The organism is Ideonella sp. (assembly GCF_041914305.1).
Lineage (GTDB): Bacteria > Pseudomonadota > Gammaproteobacteria > Burkholderiales > Burkholderiaceae_C > Ideonella.
Genome location: NZ_JAYSDQ010000026.1, coordinates 1 through 16117, shown reverse-complemented (window position 1 = coordinate 16117; position 16117 = coordinate 1). Strand labels below are relative to the sequence as shown.

Genomic DNA, 16117 nt, shown 5'->3' with positions numbered 1-16117 from the left:
TTTTGGGCTCTGAACGCGCCTGCCGGCCACCCCGCCATGCAGCCAGCGGCGCGAGGCTCAGCTCGGTCGTTCTTCGGACGCCGCCGAGGCGTCAACCGCCCGGATGTTCTGAGCCAGGTGACCCTTGGGGCCCTGCACCAGTTCGAATGCGACCTGGCTGCCCTGCTTCAAGGTGCGAAAGCCATCCATCTGGATGGCCGAAAAGTGGGCGAAAACGTCGTCGCCGCCGCCCTGCGGCTCGATGAAGCCAAAGCCTTTGGCGTCATTGAACCATTTGACGGTACCCATCAAGTCCATATCACTACTCCCCGACGCCCTTTGTGGAGGGGCTTGTGCGGCTATTTTTGTGGGCTCGGTTCGGCGCTGTCAATGGCGTGACGCGATGTCCATCATGCGTTCAGCAGACAGGCAACGCTGCCACCCCTGGAGATTAGGGGCAAGCGACGGCGGTTTTTCACTCAATGGCCTGTTGTCGTTTGCGGCGAAGATGGCCGTGCCTCTGTGCTGCCAGGGTCAACTGGCTATACTGATTTCATGCCTTCAAAAGCGCCCAAGCCGCCTGCTTTGCCACCCTCGGTCACACGGCCGGACGAGGGTGAAGGCTCGGTTGTCGCCGAGAAGAAAGCAGCACGGACCAAACCACCCCGGATGTACCAGGTCGTCATGCTCAACGACGACTTCACGCCGATGGAATTCGTCGTGATGGTGCTGCAGGAATATTTCAGGCTTGATCTTGAAGCCGCCACCCTCATCATGTTGAAGATTCACCATGAGGGTCGGGCTGTCTGCGGCGTCTTCTCGAAAGACGTCGCGGCCACCAAGGTCGAGCTGGTGCTCGCCGCTGCGCGTCGCTCGGGACACCCGCTTCAATGCATTATGGAGGCCGCATGATTGCCCAGGAACTTGAAGTCAGCCTGCACATGGCGTTCGTCGAGGCGCGCCAGCAGCGGCACGAGTTCATCACCGTCGAGCACCTGCTGCTCGCGTTGTTGGACAACCCTTCTGCGGCCGAAGTGCTGCGCGCCTGCGCGGCGAACATCGAGGACCTGCGCAAGAGCCTGGTCGCGTTCATCCGCGAGAACACCCCCACGGTGGGTGGCACCGAAGAGGTCGACACCCAGCCGACGCTCGGTTTCCAGCGCGTGATCCAGCGCGCGATCATGCACGTGCAGTCCACCGGCGGCGGCAAGAAGGAAGTGACCGGCGCCAACGTGCTGGTCGCGATCTTCGGCGAGAAAGACTCGCACGCCGTCTACTACCTGCATCAGCAGGGTGTCACCCGGCTCGACGTGGTCAATTTCATCGCCCACGGCATCAAGAAGTCCGACCCGCCCGAGCCGCAAAAGGGCAACGAGGGCAGCTCGGGTGACGGCGAGAAGGAAGACGGCGCCGCCGAAGGCAAGGGCTCGCCGCTCGACCAGTTCACCACCAACCTGAACCAGCAGGCCCGCGAAGGCAAGATCGACCCGCTGATCGGCCGCGAAAGCGAAGTCGAGCGCGTCATTCAAGTGTTGTGCCGCCGCCGCAAGAACAACCCGCTGCTGGTCGGCGAGGCCGGCGTGGGCAAGACCGCGATCGCCGAAGGCCTGGCCTGGCGCATCACCGAGGGCGACGTGCCCGAAGTGCTGGCCGATGCCACCGTCTACGCGCTGGACATGGGCGCGCTGCTGGCCGGCACCAAGTACCGCGGCGACTTCGAGCAGCGCCTGAAGGGCGTGCTGAAGCAGCTGAAAGAAAGCCCCAAGTCGATCCTGTTCATCGACGAGATCCACACGCTGATCGGCGCCGGCGCCGCGTCGGGTGGCACGCTGGACGCGAGCAACCTGCTCAAGCCGGCGCTGTCGTCGGGCGCGATGAAGTGCATCGGCGCAACCACCTTCACCGAGTACCGCGGCATCTTCGAGAAAGATGCGGCCCTGTCACGCCGCTTCCAGAAGGTCGACGTGGTCGAGCCGTCGGTCGAGCAGACCGTCGAGATCCTCAAGGGCCTGAAGTCGCGCTTCGAAGAGCACCACAGCGTGAAGTACGCGCTGGGTGCGCTGCAGGCCGCGGCTGAGCTGTCGGCCAAGTTCATCAACGACCGCCACCTGCCCGACAAGGCGATCGACGTGATCGACGAGGCCGGTGCGGCCCAGCGCATCCTGCCCAAGAGCAAGCAGAAGAAGACCATCACCCGCAACGAGGTCGAAGAAATCGTCGCGAAGATCGCGCGCATTCCGCCGGCGTCGGTGTCGAGCGACGACCGCGGCAAGCTCAAGAGCCTGGAGCGTGACCTGAAGAGCGTGGTGTTTGGCCAAGACCCGGCCGTCGACGCACTCTCGGCCGCGATCAAGATGGCCCGCTCGGGCCTGGGCAAATCGGACAAGCCGATCGGCGCCTTCCTGTTCAGCGGCCCCACGGGCGTTGGCAAGACCGAAGTCGCCAAGCAGCTGGCCTACATCCTGGGCATCGAGCTGATCCGCTTCGACATGAGCGAATACATGGAGCGCCATGCGGTGAGCCGGCTGATCGGCGCGCCCCCGGGCTACGTTGGGTTCGACCAGGGCGGCCTGATGACCGAGGCCGTCACCAAGAAGCCGCACGCGGTGCTGCTGCTCGACGAAATCGAGAAGGCCCACCCCGATGTCTTCAACGTGCTGCTGCAGGTCATGGACCACGGCACGCTGACCGACAACAACGGGCGCAAGGCCGACTTCCGCAACGTGATCATCATCATGACCACGAACGCGGGCGCCGAGACGATGAACAAGTCGACGATCGGCTTCACCACCCGGCGCGAGCAGGGCGACGAAATGGGCGACATCAAGCGCCTGTTCACGCCCGAGTTCCGCAACCGGCTCGATGCGATCGTCAGCTTCCGTGCGCTCGACGAAGAAATCATCCTGCGCGTGGTCGACAAGTTCCTGCTGCAGCTGGAGCAGCAACTGGCCGAGAAGAAGGTCGAGGTCACCTTCACCGACGCGCTGCGCAAGCAGCTCGCCAAGAAGGGCTTCGACCCGCTGATGGGTGCGCGGCCGATGCAGCGACTGATCCAGGACACGATCCGCCGCGCGCTGGCCGACGAGTTGCTGTTCGGCCGCCTGGTCGACGGTGGCCGCCTGACGGTCGACGTGGACGCCGAAGGCCACACGCTGCTGGATATCCAGCCGCCGGGCAAGAGCGGCGACAAGCCGACCAAGGCCGAGGCGACGGTGCTGTAAGGCTCAGCGACCGTCCGTCAACACAAAACCCGGCGCCGCCGTGCTCGCAAGAGCCGGCGGCGCTTCGCTTTCGTCCTTCAGCGCGACGCCGGTGAGCTGGCGCGCGCGCGCCGCGTTGAGCAGCCAGGCGGCGCGGTTCGCCGCGTCGTCGTACGGCAGGCCTTCGGGCCGGATGTTCGAGATGCAGTTGCGCTCGGCGTCGGTGCGCCCGGGCCGCGGCGCCCAGGTCAGGTACAGGCCCAGGCTGTCGGGCGAGCTGAGGCCGGGCCGCTCACCGATCATCACCAGCACCGCCGACGCTTGCAGCAGCGCGCCGATCTCGTCACCGATGGCCACGCGGCCCTGGTGGACCAGCACGACCGGCGCCAGCGACCACGGCGGGTTGGCGCCGCGCAGCAGGGGCAGCAGCGCAGCCAGCAAAGGCACGGCGTGCCGCTCGACGGCCAGGGCCGACAAACCGTCTGCGATCACCAGCGCCAGGTCGCTGGCCATGGCCGGCCCCCGCAAGGCGGCGGCAGAGGCTTCGTCCAGCCGCCGCCCAAGGTCTGGCCGCTGCAGGTAGGTGGGGCGGTCGGTGGCCGCGCTGCGCGCCACCTGGGTCGGCAACCCCAGCGCCTGGATGGCCTGGGCGGTGCCATCGGCATCGAAGCTGCGGTGCACGGCGTCGCGCGCCTGGGCGTGCGCCAGCTGGAACGCGAGCTGCGGCGCGGTCGGCAGGCTGGTGCCGCTGCGCCCGAGCGCGATGCGCGCGGGCGTGAAGCGCCGCAGGGTCGACCAGGGGTTGGGGACAACGGTCGGCTTCACGGCGGTGGCAGCAGGTGGGCGAAGCCGGCCGGCATGGCGTCGGCCAGCTGGTTGGGGCGGCGCGGGTCGAACACGCCCATGCGCTGCAGCCAGGCTTCGAACTCGGGCGCCGGCTGCAGGCCCAGCACGCGCCGCGCGTACAACGCGTCGTGGAACGAGGTGGTCTGGTAGTTCAGCATCACGTCGTCGGAGCCGGGGATGCCCATGATGAAGGTGACCCCCGCCACGCCCAGCAGCGTCAGCAGCACGTCCATGTCGTCCTGGTCGGCCTCGGCGTGGTTGGTGTAGCAGATGTCGCAGCCCATCGGCAGGCCGAGCAGCTTGGCGCAGAAATGGTCTTCGAGCCCGGCGCGGATGATCTGCTTGCCGTCGAACAGGTATTCGGGCCCGATGAAGCCGACCACGCTGTTGACCAGCAGCGGCTTGAAGCGCCGCGCCACGGCGTAGGCGCGGGCCTCGATCGTCTGCTGGTCGCAGCCGTGGTGGGCGTTGGCCGACAGCGCGCTGCCCTGGCCGGTTTCGAAGTACATGACATGGCCGCCGCGTTGGCCGTCGTCGTCGAACACGCGGCCGCGCTGCAGGCTGAGCGCCGCCTCGCGGGCCTCGGCCAGCAGGGCCAGGTCGATGCCGAAGCTGCGGTTGGTGGCCTCGGTGCCGCCGATCGACTGGAACACCAGGTCGACCGACGCGCCGCGCTCGATCGCCTGCAGGGTGTTGGTCACATGCGTCAGCACGCAAGACTGGGTGGGGATCTCGTACTGCGCGATCACCGCGTCCAGCATCTGCAGCAGGCGCATCACCTGCGGCACGTTGTCGGTCGCGGGGTTGATGCCGATCACCGCGTCGCCGCTGCCGTAGAGCAGGCCGTCCAGCACGCTGGCGGCGATGCCGGCGGGGTCGTCGGTCGGGTGGTTGGGCTGCAGCCGGGTCGACAGGCGGCCGGGCAGGCCGATGGTGCTGCGAAAACGGGTCTGCACCTGGCACTTGCGCGCGACGAGGATCAGATCCTGGTTGCGCATCAGCTTGGACACGGCGGCCACCATCTCGGGCGTCAAGCCCGGCGCGAGCGCGCGCAGCGTGTCGCTGTCGGCCGTGTCGGACAACAGCCAGTCGCGCAGGCCGCCGACGGTCAGGCTGGCCACCGGGGTGAAGGCTGCCGCATCGTGGCCGTCGATGATCAGCCGGGTGACCTCGTCGGTCTCGTAGGGGACGATGGCCTCTTGCAGAAACTGCGTCAGCGGCAGGTCGGCCAGTGCCATCTGCGCGGCGACGCGCTCTTGCGCGGACTGCGCCGCCACGCCGGCCAGGTGGTCGCCCGAGCGCTCGGGCGAGGCCCGCGCCAGCAGGGTGGCGAGGCTGTCGAACTGGTAGGTCTGAACGCCGATGCGGTGCTGGAAAGCGGGCATGTGGGGCCTGGGCGCGCGGCCGATCTCACGCGGCAGACTGCAGTGTGCCCCCGGTGGCCTGGGCCCGCCCGGTCAGCCTGAAATAGGCGTAGCCGAGCAGGCCGAGGGCGAAGAACAGCCCGGCGACCAGCAGGTTGTAATAGACCATCGTCACCAGGCACACCACCGCGGCGGCCAGCGCAAACGCGGGGAAATAGGGGTACAGCGGCGCGCGGAACGGCCGCACCATGCCGGGCTCGCTGCGGCGCAGTTTGAACAGGCTGGCCATGCTGACGATGTACATCACGATCGCGCCGAACACGCTCATCGTCACGATGTTGGCGGTCAGCGTCTGGCCGCCGAACGAAACGAGCTCGTCGCTGAAGATCGCGACGATGCCCACCACGCCGCCGGCGAGGATGGCCCAGTGCGGCGTGTGAAAGCGCGGGTGCACCCGGCCCAGCACACCGGGCAGCACGCCGGCGCGGGCGAGCGCAAAGATCTGCCGCGAGTAGCCGAGGATGATGCCGTGGAACGAGGCGATCAGGCCGAACAACCCCAGCCACACCAGCATGTGCAGCCAGCCGCTTTGCTCGCCGACGATGATCTTCATCGCCTGCGGCAGCGGGTCGTTGATGTTGGCGAGCTTGGTCCAGTCGCCAGCGCCGCCGGCGAACAGCATCACGCCCGCGGCCAGCGCCAGCAGCGTCAGGATGCCGGCGATGTAGGCGATCGGGATCGATCGCTTCGGGTCTTTCGCCTCTTCGGCCGCCATCGCAACACCCTCGATCGCCAGGAAGAACCAGATCGCAAACGGAATGGCGGCGAACATGCCCGGGATCGACGCGGCGCTGAAGCCGTCTTGCCCCGACCAGCCACCCTTGGCGAAGTTGGCGATCGAGAAGCCGGGCGCCACGACACCCATGAAGACCAGCAGCTCGAAGATCGCGACCACGGTGATGAACAGCTCGAAGCTGGCCGCGATCTGCACGCCGGCGATGTTCAGCGCCATGAACACGACATAGGCGCCGACGGCCGCGAGCTTGGGGTCGAGCGCCGGGAACTGCACGTTCAGGTAGGCGCCGATCGCCAGCGCGATCGCTGGCGGCGCGAAGACGAACTCGACCAGCGTCGCGAAGCCGGCCACGTAGCCGCCGGTCGGGCCAAAGGCGCGCCGGCTGTACTCGAACGGGCCGCCGGCGTGCGGGATCGACGTGGTCAGCTCGGTGAAGCTGAAGATGAAGGTGGCGTACATCAGCGCGATGAAGCCCGCGGTGATCAGAAAGCCCAGCGTGCCGGCCGAGGCCCAGCCGTAGCTCCAGCCGAAATACTCGCCCGAGATCACCAGCCCGACGGCGATGCCCCAGAGTTGCCAGGTGCCCAGCGACTTGTTCAGGGCTGGGCGAGGGGTGGTGGGGTCCATGCAGTCCTCCAAGCAGGTTGGGGCAACCATGTGGCCTGGCCTTTGCTTGGACCCGGTCACGGCGGTGGGGGCAAGGGTACGGGTGCTGGCAACTTGAGCGTTATCGAGAATCGGCAAACTTCATGAGCACGATCGGCGCGCACGATGCACCGGCTTGGAGAGCGGGCTGGCAACACCAGTCGCTGTTGGCCCACGATGTGGACGAGCACGCCGCGCGCTTGAGCGGTTGGCAGCAGCGGTACGACCAGTTGACGGCTGGCGCATTTGTCGGCCGCCTCGATCAGCTGTCGACCGGCGGCGCGCAGGTGTTTCGCGAGCGCACCAGCCAGGCCTTGCGCCAGCGCTGCGAGGTGTGGCCGGGGGCGGTGTGGTGCGGCATCACGGCGGTGCAAGACGGCTCGCGCATCGATGGCCGGTTGGTCGGCGAGCACGGGGTGATGGTGTGCGGGCAGGCGGCGCGGTTCGAGCTGGTCAGCCCGGCCGGGCACGACATCCTGGGTGTGGTGATCGACCGCGCCGCGCTGCAGCGGCACGCGCAGGCGACCGGCATGGCCATCGCCTGGCCGATGGTGGACCGGGCGCCGTGGCTGCAGGTCACGGGCCCGCAACGCCGGCTGGCGCAGGCGCGCCTGCGGGCGGTGCTGGCGCTGGCCGGGGCGGCCGATGATGCCCACCGGCAGGCCGCTGCGGCCGTGGGCAGCCTTGAAGAGGCCTTGCTCGACGCGGTGGTCGATCTGCTCGAACGCCCGGCCGAGCCCGAGGCCGTGCGCTGCAACGCCACCGCCCGCCGCCACGTGGTGCAGCAGGTGCACGAGTGGATCGCCGAGAACCCGGCGGCGGTGCCCAGCGTGCCGCAGCTGTGCGCGCGGCTGCACATCAGCCGCCGCACGCTGCAATACGCATTCGAGGCGGAAACCGCGATGAGCCCGAAGGCCTACTTGCGCAGCATTCGGCTGAACGGTGCGCGGCGCGCGTTGCGTGGCGGGTGGGGCACGACCTCGGTGCGCGAGGCCGCGGCAGCGTGGGGTTTCTGGAACCTGAGCCAGTTCGCCAGCGACTACCGGCACCAGTTTGGCGAGCGGCCGTCGGACACGCTGCTGCGCGCGTCCGCGTGGGGGCTTCAGCCGGCGGGAGACTGCCGAAAGTAGCCGGCGAACAGGGCGTACAGGGCCGGGTGTTCGGCGCGCATTGCGCCCGGCGCGACGAAGAACGCCTCGACGGCCACGGCGAAGAATTCTTCCACCGCTTCGGCGCCGTAGGGGTCGAGCACGGTGTCTTCGTCGCCGGCGTCGATGCGGTCGGCAAAGCGCTCGTACTCAGCGTCGATGCAGGCGATCCACGCCTCGCGGGCGGCGTCGGTCGGCAGCAGCGGCACGCCGTCGGCGGCCCCATCGGCCATGTCCAGCACGTGCGCGAATTCGTGGATCACCACGTTGTAGGCCAGCTCGGCCGATTCGCCCGCCGTCAGCACGTCGGCCCAGGCCAGCATCACCGGCCCGCCTTCCATCGCCTCGCCGGTGAGCACCTCGTCGTACTGGTGCACCACGCCGTCTTCGTCCATCACCTCGCGCGCGGCCACCACCTCGTCGGCGTGGACGACGATGCCGACGAAACCGTCGTAGGCCTCCAGGCCCAGCTTCAGGATCGGCAGGCAGGCCTGGGCGGCAATCGCCACCGCCATCTCGTCGGTCACCTGCATGCCCTGCGCGCCGTGGAATTCCTTGCGCGACAGGAACAGGCTGCTCAGCGTGCGCAACGCCTGCTGGTCTTCAGCCGAGCGCGCGGCGATGAAAGGGTACGCGGCGAGGATCGTCGCCCACAGCTCGTCGGGGATCGCGTGGCGCTCGAGGGCGCGTGTCTCGCGCCAGCGCGACACGCGGCGCAGCAGGCGGGGCAGCACCATCGTGTCAGGCCGCTTCAGGCGCCAGGCGCGTGAAGCCCTGGGCCGACCAGCGCAACACCTCGGCCCGCGGCGATGGGCCGTGGTCGCAGTCCCAATCGCTCAGCACGTGGCGCACCCAGCCTTCGGCGCGTTGCTCGCTTTGCGGGCGGTGCGTGTGGCCGTGGACCAGCGTCTTCGCGCCGGCTTGCGCGAGCCACTGCTGGGCCAGCCCGGGGTCGGCATCGGCATAGGTGATCGGCTGCGCGCGTTGCTGGTGTTCGCGGCTGGCGGCGCGCATCTGCGCACCGATGGCCTGGCGCTCGGCCAGTGGCTTGGCCAGAAAGGCCTGTTGCCACGCCGGTTGCCGCACCTGGGCGCGAAACTGCTGATAGGCGGTGTCGTCCAGGCACAGCGCGTCGCCGTGGCTCAGCAGTACCGGCTCGGGCGAGACCCCTGGCGCATGCAGCGCCACCGGGTCGGGCAGGTCGACGGCGCCGGTGGCTTCGAAGAACGCCGCCCCCAGCAGGAAATCGCGGTTGCCGCGCATCACATACAACGGCCGCTGCCGGGCCGAGGCCGCCAGCAGGCCGACACATTCGGCTTCGAAGGGCAGGGCTGCGGCATCGTCGCCCACCCAGGCCTCGAACAGGTCGCCGAGGATGAACAGCGCATCGGCGCGCGTGGTTGCCAGGTACTGCTGCAGCGCGGACAGGGTCTGCGGCAGATCGGGGCTCAGGTGCAGGTCTGAAATGAAATCCACCGTCCGGGTGGACGGTGGCAACTCGATCCGCGGCAGCACAGGCTCAGGCGATCTCGACGGCCTTGTCGATCGTCACCGCTTCGAGCGGCACATCGTCGTGGAAGCCCTTGGTGCCGGTGCGCACCTTCTCGATCGTGTCGACCACATCCTGGCCGGCCACGACCTTGCCGAACACGCAGTAGCCCCAGCCGCTGGCCGACTCGGCGGTGAAGTTCAGGAAGCCGTTGTCCTTGGTGTTGATGAAGAACTGCGAGGTGGCCGAGTGCGGCGCATTGGTGCGCGCCATCGCCACGGTGTACTTGTCGTTCTTCAGGCCGTTGTTGGCTTCGTTCTGGATCGGCGCGTCGGTGGGCTTTTGCTTCATGTCGGGCGTCATGCCGCCGCCTTGCACCATGAAACCCTTGATGACACGGTGGAACACGGTGCCGTCGTAGTGGCCCTTCTTCACGTACGACAGGAAGTTGGCCACGCTTTGCGGGGCCAGTGCGTCGTCGAGTTCGAGGCGGATCACGCCTGCGCTGGTGGTCAGTTCTACGGTCTTGGTCATGTTTACTCCAACGTCGCTTTCTTGATGATGACGGGCTGCACCGGGACGTTCTGGTGCGGGCCCTTGGCTTTGGTCTCGACAGCTTTGATCTTCTCGACCACATCGGTGCCGGCAATCACCTTGCCGAACACCGCGTAGCCTTCGCCGTCGCGCGAGTTCGGCTGGTCGAGGAAGACGTTGTCGTTGACGTTGATGAAGAACTGCGAGGTGGCCGAGTTCGGCACCATCGTGCGCGCCATCGCCACGGTGTACTTCACGTTGGACAGGCCGGTGCGGCTTTCCAGCGGGATCGGCGCGCGGGTCGGCTTCTCGCTCAGGTCGGGCTTCATGCCGCCGCCCTGGATCATGAAGTTCTCGATCACGCGGTGGAAGATCGTGCCGTCATAGTGACCGGCCTTCACGTATTGCACGAAGTTGTCGACGGTCTTGGGCGTCTTGTCCTTGTACAGCTCGAGCACGATGTCGCCCATGCTGGTGGACAACCGCACCTTCGGCCCGGCGGCGGCCGGAGCGCCCGAGGCAGGGGCTTCGGGTGCGGTCGTGCCTTGGGCCTGCGCGGGCAGCGTGGCCAGTGCGCCGAGCGCAAGGCTCAGGCCGAGCAGGCAGCTGCGGCGGCCCAGGCCGCGAAAGATAGTGGATGCCCCGGTGGCAGTCGATGTCACGTCAAAAGTCTCCTTGGCTATACTCAGACGATTCTAGCGACCCCCGCACAACGGGCGTTCGGCTACTGCAGCCCACCGCTTCCCCGGCGACGCCACCGCGCCCGTTGATCACCCTCGTTGATGGCCCTGCGCATCTACAACACCCTGACCCGTCGGGTCGAAGACTTCGTCCCCATCGAGCCTGGGCATGCCCGCATGTACGTGTGCGGCATGACCATCTACGACCTGTGTCACATGGGCCACGCGCGCATGATGATGGCCTTCGACGTGGTCTACCGCTGGCTCCAGGCCAGTGGTTACCAGGTCACCTATGTGCGCAACATCACCGACATCGAAGACAAGATCATCCGGCGTGCGGTCGAGCGGGGCATCAGCATCCGCGGGCTGACCGACGAAATGATCTCGGCGATGCGGCAAGACCTGGGCGCCATCGGCGCCGCGCCGCCCACGCATGAGCCGCGCGCCACCGAATACGTGCCGCAGATGCTGTCGATGATCGGCACGCTTGAGCAAAAAGGCCTGGCCTACCGTGCGAGCAATGGCGACGTGAACTTCGCCGTGCGCAAGTTCCCGGGCTACGGCAAGCTCAGCGGCAAGTCGATCGACGACCTGCAAGCCGGCGCCGGCCTGGCCGACCGCGACCTGAAATCGAAGGCACAGGCCGAAGGCAAGCAAGACCCGCTCGACTTCGTGCTGTGGAAAGCCGCCAAGCCCGAGGAGCCGGCCGACGCCAAGTACGACGGCGCCTACGGCCCCGGCCGCCCGGGCTGGCACATCGAGTGCTCGGCGATGAGCTGCGCCGTGCTCGGCGAGCGCTTCGACATCCACGGCGGCGGCATGGACCTTCAGTTCCCGCACCACGAAAACGAGATCGCGCAGAGCGAAGGCGCGCTGGGCCACCCGTTCGTCAACTACTGGCTGCACAACGGGTTCCTCAACGTCGACAACGAGAAGATGTCGAAGTCGCTTGGCAACTTCTTCACCATCCGCGACGTGCTGCAGCGCTACGACGGTGAGACGCTGCGCTTCTTCATGCTGCGCACGCACTACCGCAGCCCGTTCAACTTCAGCGACGCCAACCTCGACGATGCGCGCAGCGCGCTGCGGCGCCTCTACACCGCGCTCGAGGCCGGTGGCTCGCCGCAAGACAACGCAGCGATCGACTGGCAGCAGCCGGCTGCTGCGGCCTTCAAGGCCGCGATGGATGACGACTTCAACACGCCCGGTGCGATGGCCGTGCTGTTCGAGCTGGCGGGCGAAGTCAACCGCAGTGGCTCGACCGAAGCGGCGCGCACGCTGCGCGCGCTGGCCGGCACGCTGGGCGTGCTGCAGCAGGTGCCCACCACCTACCTGCGCGCGGGCTCGGGCCTGAGCGAAGCGGCGATCAACGAGCGCATCGAGGCGCGCAACGCCGCCAAGAAGGCCCGCGATTTCGCCGCCGCCGACCGCATCCGCGACGAGTTGCTGGCCGCTGGCGTGATGCTGAAAGACACGCCGCAAGGCACCACCTGGGTCAAGGCTTGATGAAGTCTCAGCGCGAACTTCGACAGCCCGCCTTTGGCGCGGCGCCTCAAGGCCTTCGGGCGGCGGGGCAGCACTGAGATGGCCACCAAGGTGAATCCGGCGGGAGTCACGCCGGACTACTGGGACGACGCCTGCAAACACCTCGCCAAGCGCGACCGGGTGATGAAGAAGCTGATCCCGCAGTTCGGCGAAGCGCGCCTGCAAAGCCGCGGTGATGCGTTCACCACGCTGGCCCGCTCGATCGTCGGCCAGCAGATCTCGGTCAAGGCGGCGCAGTCGGTGTGGGACAAGTTCGCCGCCGTTGTCGGGGGCCCGTCCACCCGCCTGGCACCCAACGACGTGCTGGCGTTGGACGCGCTGACGCTGCGCGGCGTGGGCCTGTCGGCCCGCAAGGCCGAGTACCTCACCGACCTCGCCCACCACTTTGCCGACGGCACCGTGCACGTCAAGCAGTGGCAGCAGATGGACGATGAGGCGATCATTGACGAACTCGTCGCCATCCGGGGCATCGGCCGCTGGACGGCCGAGATGTTCCTGATCTTCCACCTGATGCGCCCGAACGTCCTGCCGCTGGACGATCTGGGCCTGCTCAAGGGTATTTCCTTGAGCTATTTCAGCGGTGAACCGGTGTCGCGCGCCGAAGCGCGCGAGTTGGGTGAGGGCTGGGCACCATACCGCTCGGTCGCCACCTGGTATCTCTGGCGCAGCCTCGATCCGCTGCCCGTCGAGTACTGACCTGCGAGAATCAACCGATGAGCAAACGCCACTTCCTGGAATTCGAACAGCCGATCGCCGAGCTCGAGTCGAAGATCGAAGAACTGCGCTACGTGCAGAACGAGTCGGCCGTCGACATCTCTGAAGAAATCGAGCGGCTGGACAAGAAGAGCCTGCAGCTCACGAAGGACATCTACACCCAGCTGAACCCCTGGCAGGTGACGCAGATCGCGCGCCACCCGCAGCGGCCCTATACGCTGGACTACGTCAACGAGATCTTCACCGAATTCCAGGAACTGCACGGCGACCGTGCGTTCGCCGATGACCAGTCCATCGTCGGCGGCTTGGCCCGTTTCAACGGCCAGGCCTGCATGGTGATCGGCCAGCAAAAAGGCCGCGACACGAAGGAGCGCGGCTTGCGCAACTTCGGCATGCCGCGCCCCGAGGGCTACCGCAAGGCGCTGCGCCTGATGAAGCTGGCCGAGAAGTTCGGCCTGCCGGTGTTCACCTTCGTCGACACGCCGGGCGCTTACCCGGGCGTGGGCGCCGAAGAGCGCGGCCAGTCCGAAGCGATCGGCCGCAACATCTTCGAGATGGCACAACTCGAAGTGCCGATCATCACCACCATCATCGGCGAGGGCGGCTCGGGCGGCGCGCTGGCCATCAGCGTGGGCGACCAGGTGCTGATGCTGCAGTTCTCGGTCTACTCGGTGATCTCGCCCGAAGGCTGTGCGTCGATCCTGTGGAAGACGGCCGAGCGCGCGTCCGACGCCGCTGACGCGCTGGGCATCACCGCGCACCGCCTGAAGGCGCTGGGCCTGATCGACAAGATCGTCAACGAGCCGGTGGGCGGCGCCCACCGCGACCCGAAGCAGATGGCCGCGCAGCTCAAGCGTGGCCTGGTCGACGCGCTGCGCCAGGTGGCCGACCTCAACACCGCCGAGCTGCTGGCCCGTCGCTACGAACGCCTCAAGAGCTACGGCCGCTTCAACGACACGACGGCGCGCTGAATGGCGCACCCGGTGACGGCGCGCCGTCACCACCCGCCGTGCGGGTGGCGCGGCCACTCGGGAGCGGCCCTGCGCCGGCCGCACTCGCGCTGACGGTGCCGGCTGTGGATCGCGTCGTGGCCGTGGCCGCCAGCGGCGGCCGAGATTCCACCGCGTTGCTGCACGCCACCGCGCGCGCAGCGCAGGGGCAGGGCGCCCACGTGGTGGCGCTGCATGTGCACCACGGCCTGAACCCGGCCGCCGACAGCTGGCAACAACACCTGCAACGGCAGTGCGCGCGCTGGGCCCGTGCGGGCCTGCCGGTGCGCTTGTCCACGATGAGATTGAGCGGCGCGCCGGCGCGCGGCGAAAGCATCGAAGCCTGGGCGCGGCGCGGTCGCTACACCGCGCTGGCGCAGATGGCGCACGAGGCCGGGGCGCAGGTGGTCCTGCTGGCCCATCACCGGCGTGACCAGGCCGAGACGTTGCTGCTCCAGGCATTGCGCGGCGCCGGCCCGGCTGGCCTGGCTGCGATGCCGCGTGAGGCCGAGCGCGAGGGCCTGCTGTGGTGCCGGCCGTGGCTCGACCAGCCGGCCGAGGCGATCGCCGCCTATGTGGCGCGATACCGGCTCACCCACATCGACGACGACAGCAACCAGGACACGCGTTTCGACCGCAACCGACTGCGACACGATGTCTGGCCGGCCTTGCTGGCCGCGTTTGCCCACGCCGAAGCGGCGCTGGCACAGTCGGCCCGGTTGTCGCAGCAGGCGGCGGCGCTGGTGGACGAGGTGGCGCACGCTGATCTCGCGGCGCTGCGGGGCGAGCCGGGCGCCGGGATCATCGTGGCGGCGTGGAAGGCGTTGTCGCCGGCCCGCCAGGCCGCGGTGCTTCGCCATTGGTTGCGGCCGTCCGCCGAAGAGGGCGTTCGCGAGACGCTGATCGAGCGGCTGCTGCTCGAGCTGCCACATGCCCGCGCGTCGCGTTGGCCGATGGGCGCGGCGTGCGAGCTGCGGCTGTACCGAGGGCGCCTGACCCTGTCGAGCCTGGCGCCGCCCAACGCTGCGACCGCTGCGACCACCACACCCAATGCAGCGCCGATCCGGCTCGACCAGCCCGGCCAGTTCGCGCTGCCCGCCTGGGGCGGCACGCTCGAGCTGGCGGTGGTGGCGCAGGGCGGCGTGCCACGCGCGCTGCTGGCCCAGGCTGGCTTGCGCGAGCGCCTGCCCGGTGACCAGTTCCAGCGCGCTCCGCGCAGCACCGCCCGCAGCCTGAAAAAGCAGTTCCAGGCGGTCGGCGTGCCGGCCTGGCAGCGGGGCGGCCCGATCGTGGCCACGGCGAACCAGCTGATCTTCGTGCCCGGCCTCGGCATCGATGCCCGGGCATGGGCCGCCCCGGGCGAGCCGCAGCTGGCGATCCACTGGAAACCGGCCACCCGGGTGTAGCCTTCGCCCCACGCGAAGCCCGGTTTTCTTGTTGGTGACGTGTCAGCGATTGCTGCAGCGCAGCAGCTAAACTGGGTCGGTTTGCGCCGTTGCTTTTGCGGTGGCGCTGCGGCCGCAGCCCTGCGGCACTCCCGGTTGTGAAACTCCAGCGAGCACTCTCGACAAGGCCATGGCACTGATTGTTCACAAGTACGGCGGCACCTCGATGGGGTCGACCGAGCGCATTCGCAACGTGGCCAAGCGGGTCGCCAAATGGGCGCGTGCCGGCCACCAGATGGTGGTGGTGCCCTCGGCCATGAGCGGCGAAACCAACCGCCTGCTGGGCCTGGCCAAAGAGGTTGCGCCGGCCAGCCACAGCCCGGCCGTGCTGCGCGAGATGGACATGATCGCCTGCACCGGCGAGCAGGTCTCGGTGGGACTGCTGTCGCTGGCCCTGCAGGCCGAAGGCATGGAAGCCGTCAGCTACAACGGCTGGCAGGTGCCGATCAAGACCGATTCGTCGTTCACCAAGGCGCGCATCCAGAGCATCGACGATGCCCGCGTGCGGGCCGACCTGGCCGGTGGCAAGGTGGTCATCATCACCGGCTTCCAGGGCGTCGACGAAGACCTCAACATCACCACGCTGGGGCGTGGCGGCTCGGACACCTCTGCCGTGGCGGTGGCCGCCGCGATGAAGGCCGACGAGTGCCTGATCTACACCGACGTGGACGGCGTCTACACCACCGATCCGCGCGTGGTGCCCGAGGCGCGCCGCCTGCACACCATCACCTTCGAAGAGATGC

Annotated in this window: 16 protein-coding genes; 8 read left to right on the top strand and 8 right to left on the bottom strand. The window is 68.1% G+C overall.

All coding sequences use genetic code 11. From position 1 onward, the window contains the following. Nucleotides 1–57: 57 nt before the first annotated feature. Nucleotides 58–288, bottom strand: a complete 231-nt coding sequence (locus ACE3SG_RS26115) for a cold-shock protein (RefSeq protein WP_374569251.1) — start codon at nt 286–288, stop codon at nt 58–60. Nucleotides 289–534: 246 nt separating this feature from the next. On the opposite strand from ACE3SG_RS26115, the gene clpS reads away from it, so the two are divergent. Beyond that, nucleotides 535–891: an ATP-dependent Clp protease adapter ClpS gene (clpS, locus tag ACE3SG_RS26110; RefSeq protein ID WP_374569176.1), complete on the top strand. Its 357-nt coding sequence runs from the start codon at nt 535–537 to the stop codon at nt 889–891. Then, nucleotides 888–3200: an ATP-dependent Clp protease ATP-binding subunit ClpA gene (gene clpA / locus ACE3SG_RS26105; RefSeq protein WP_374569175.1), complete on the top strand. Its 2313-nt coding sequence runs from the start codon at nt 888–890 to the stop codon at nt 3198–3200. The genes clpS and clpA overlap by 4 nt, the downstream gene beginning before the upstream one ends. A 3-nt stretch (nt 3201–3203) precedes the next feature. Here clpA and eutC read toward each other — a convergent pair whose 3' ends face one another. The 3 genes from eutC to eat are packed head-to-tail and all read right to left on the bottom strand — an operon-like array spanning nt 3204 to nt 6812. Next, nucleotides 3204–4004, bottom strand: a complete 801-nt coding sequence (eutC, locus tag ACE3SG_RS26100; protein ID WP_374569174.1) for an ethanolamine ammonia-lyase subunit EutC — start codon at nt 4002–4004, stop codon at nt 3204–3206. Further along, on the bottom strand, nt 4001–5410 hold the full coding sequence (locus ACE3SG_RS26095) for an ethanolamine ammonia-lyase subunit EutB (RefSeq protein ID WP_374569173.1): 1410 nt from the start codon (nt 5408–5410) through the stop codon (nt 4001–4003). The genes eutC and ACE3SG_RS26095 overlap by 4 nt, the downstream gene beginning before the upstream one ends. A 25-nt stretch (nt 5411–5435) precedes the next feature. Continuing rightward, nucleotides 5436–6812, bottom strand: a complete 1377-nt coding sequence (eat, locus tag ACE3SG_RS26090; protein ID WP_374569172.1) for an ethanolamine permease — start codon at nt 6810–6812, stop codon at nt 5436–5438. Nucleotides 6813–6934: 122 nt separating this feature from the next. Here eat and ACE3SG_RS26085 point away from each other — a divergent pair, with 122 nt between their 5' ends. Beyond that, nucleotides 6935–7960: a helix-turn-helix domain-containing protein gene (locus tag ACE3SG_RS26085; protein ID WP_374569171.1), complete on the top strand. Its 1026-nt coding sequence runs from the start codon at nt 6935–6937 to the stop codon at nt 7958–7960. On the opposite strand, the gene ACE3SG_RS26080 is transcribed toward ACE3SG_RS26085, so the two are convergent. From ACE3SG_RS26080 to ACE3SG_RS26065, 4 genes are read right to left on the bottom strand one after another with little or no spacing between them, the layout of a single operon-like run. After that, entirely contained in the window at nt 7933–8715 is a 783-nt protein-coding gene (locus tag ACE3SG_RS26080) for a zinc-dependent peptidase (RefSeq protein WP_374569170.1), read from the bottom strand. The two genes, ACE3SG_RS26085 and ACE3SG_RS26080, sit on opposite strands and share 28 nt — an antisense overlap. 4 nt (nt 8716–8719) lie before the next feature. Then, the gene (locus tag ACE3SG_RS26075) at nt 8720–9454 is read right to left on the bottom strand and encodes a UDP-2,3-diacylglucosamine diphosphatase (RefSeq protein ID WP_374569169.1); all 735 of its coding nucleotides are present in this window, start codon (nt 9452–9454) and stop codon (nt 8720–8722) included. Between the two features lie 43 nt (nt 9455–9497). Further along, a complete protein-coding gene (locus ACE3SG_RS26070; protein ID WP_374569168.1) occupies nt 9498–10001 on the bottom strand; it encodes a peptidylprolyl isomerase in 504 nt (167 codons plus the stop codon). A gap of 2 nt (nt 10002–10003) precedes the next feature. Further along, on the bottom strand, nt 10004–10603 hold the full coding sequence (locus tag ACE3SG_RS26065; protein WP_374569250.1) for a peptidylprolyl isomerase: 600 nt from the start codon (nt 10601–10603) through the stop codon (nt 10004–10006). 180 nt (nt 10604–10783) lie between these two features. Here ACE3SG_RS26065 and cysS point away from each other — a divergent pair, with 180 nt between their 5' ends. From cysS to ACE3SG_RS26040, 5 genes are all read left to right on the top strand, one after another. Next, the gene (gene cysS / locus ACE3SG_RS26060; protein WP_374569167.1) at nt 10784–12187 is read left to right on the top strand and encodes a cysteine--tRNA ligase; all 1404 of its coding nucleotides are present in this window, start codon (nt 10784–10786) and stop codon (nt 12185–12187) included. 78 nt (nt 12188–12265) lie between these two features. Continuing rightward, a complete protein-coding gene (locus ACE3SG_RS26055) occupies nt 12266–12922 on the top strand; it encodes a DNA-3-methyladenine glycosylase (RefSeq protein ID WP_374569166.1) in 657 nt (218 codons plus the stop codon). A gap of 17 nt (nt 12923–12939) precedes the next feature. Then, nucleotides 12940–13911, top strand: a complete 972-nt coding sequence (locus ACE3SG_RS26050; RefSeq protein ID WP_374569165.1) for an acetyl-CoA carboxylase carboxyltransferase subunit alpha — start codon at nt 12940–12942, stop codon at nt 13909–13911. A gap of 104 nt (nt 13912–14015) precedes the next feature. After that, a complete protein-coding gene (gene tilS, locus ACE3SG_RS26045; RefSeq protein ID WP_374569164.1) occupies nt 14016–15335 on the top strand; it encodes a tRNA lysidine(34) synthetase TilS in 1320 nt (439 codons plus the stop codon). Nucleotides 15336–15504: 169 nt separating this feature from the next. Then, on the top strand, nt 15505–16117 hold a 613-nt coding region (locus tag ACE3SG_RS26040), incomplete at its 3' end, for an aspartate kinase (RefSeq protein WP_374569163.1).

Excerpts from the sequence above, each read along its gene's own strand:
- ACE3SG_RS26115 (WP_374569251.1), bottom strand. The coding sequence starts at position 288 with ATGGGTACCGTCAAATGGTTCAATGACGCCAAAGGCTTTGGCTTCATC.
- clpS (WP_374569176.1), top strand. The coding sequence starts at position 535 with ATGCCTTCAAAAGCGCCCAAGCCGCCTGCTTTGCCACCCTCGGTCACA.
- clpA (WP_374569175.1), top strand. The coding sequence starts at position 888 with ATGATTGCCCAGGAACTTGAAGTCAGCCTGCACATGGCGTTCGTCGAG.
- ACE3SG_RS26095 (WP_374569173.1), bottom strand. The coding sequence starts at position 5,410 with ATGCCCGCTTTCCAGCACCGCATCGGCGTTCAGACCTACCAGTTCGAC.
- eat (WP_374569172.1), bottom strand. The coding sequence starts at position 6,812 with ATGGACCCCACCACCCCTCGCCCAGCCCTGAACAAGTCGCTGGGCACC.
- ACE3SG_RS26085 (WP_374569171.1), top strand. The coding sequence starts at position 6,935 with ATGAGCACGATCGGCGCGCACGATGCACCGGCTTGGAGAGCGGGCTGG.
- ACE3SG_RS26080 (WP_374569170.1), bottom strand. The coding sequence starts at position 8,715 with ATGGTGCTGCCCCGCCTGCTGCGCCGCGTGTCGCGCTGGCGCGAGACA.
- ACE3SG_RS26070 (WP_374569168.1), bottom strand. The coding sequence starts at position 10,001 with ATGACCAAGACCGTAGAACTGACCACCAGCGCAGGCGTGATCCGCCTC.
- cysS (WP_374569167.1), top strand. The coding sequence starts at position 10,784 with ATGGCCCTGCGCATCTACAACACCCTGACCCGTCGGGTCGAAGACTTC.
- ACE3SG_RS26055 (WP_374569166.1), top strand. The coding sequence starts at position 12,266 with ATGGCCACCAAGGTGAATCCGGCGGGAGTCACGCCGGACTACTGGGAC.
- ACE3SG_RS26050 (WP_374569165.1), top strand. The coding sequence starts at position 12,940 with ATGAGCAAACGCCACTTCCTGGAATTCGAACAGCCGATCGCCGAGCTC.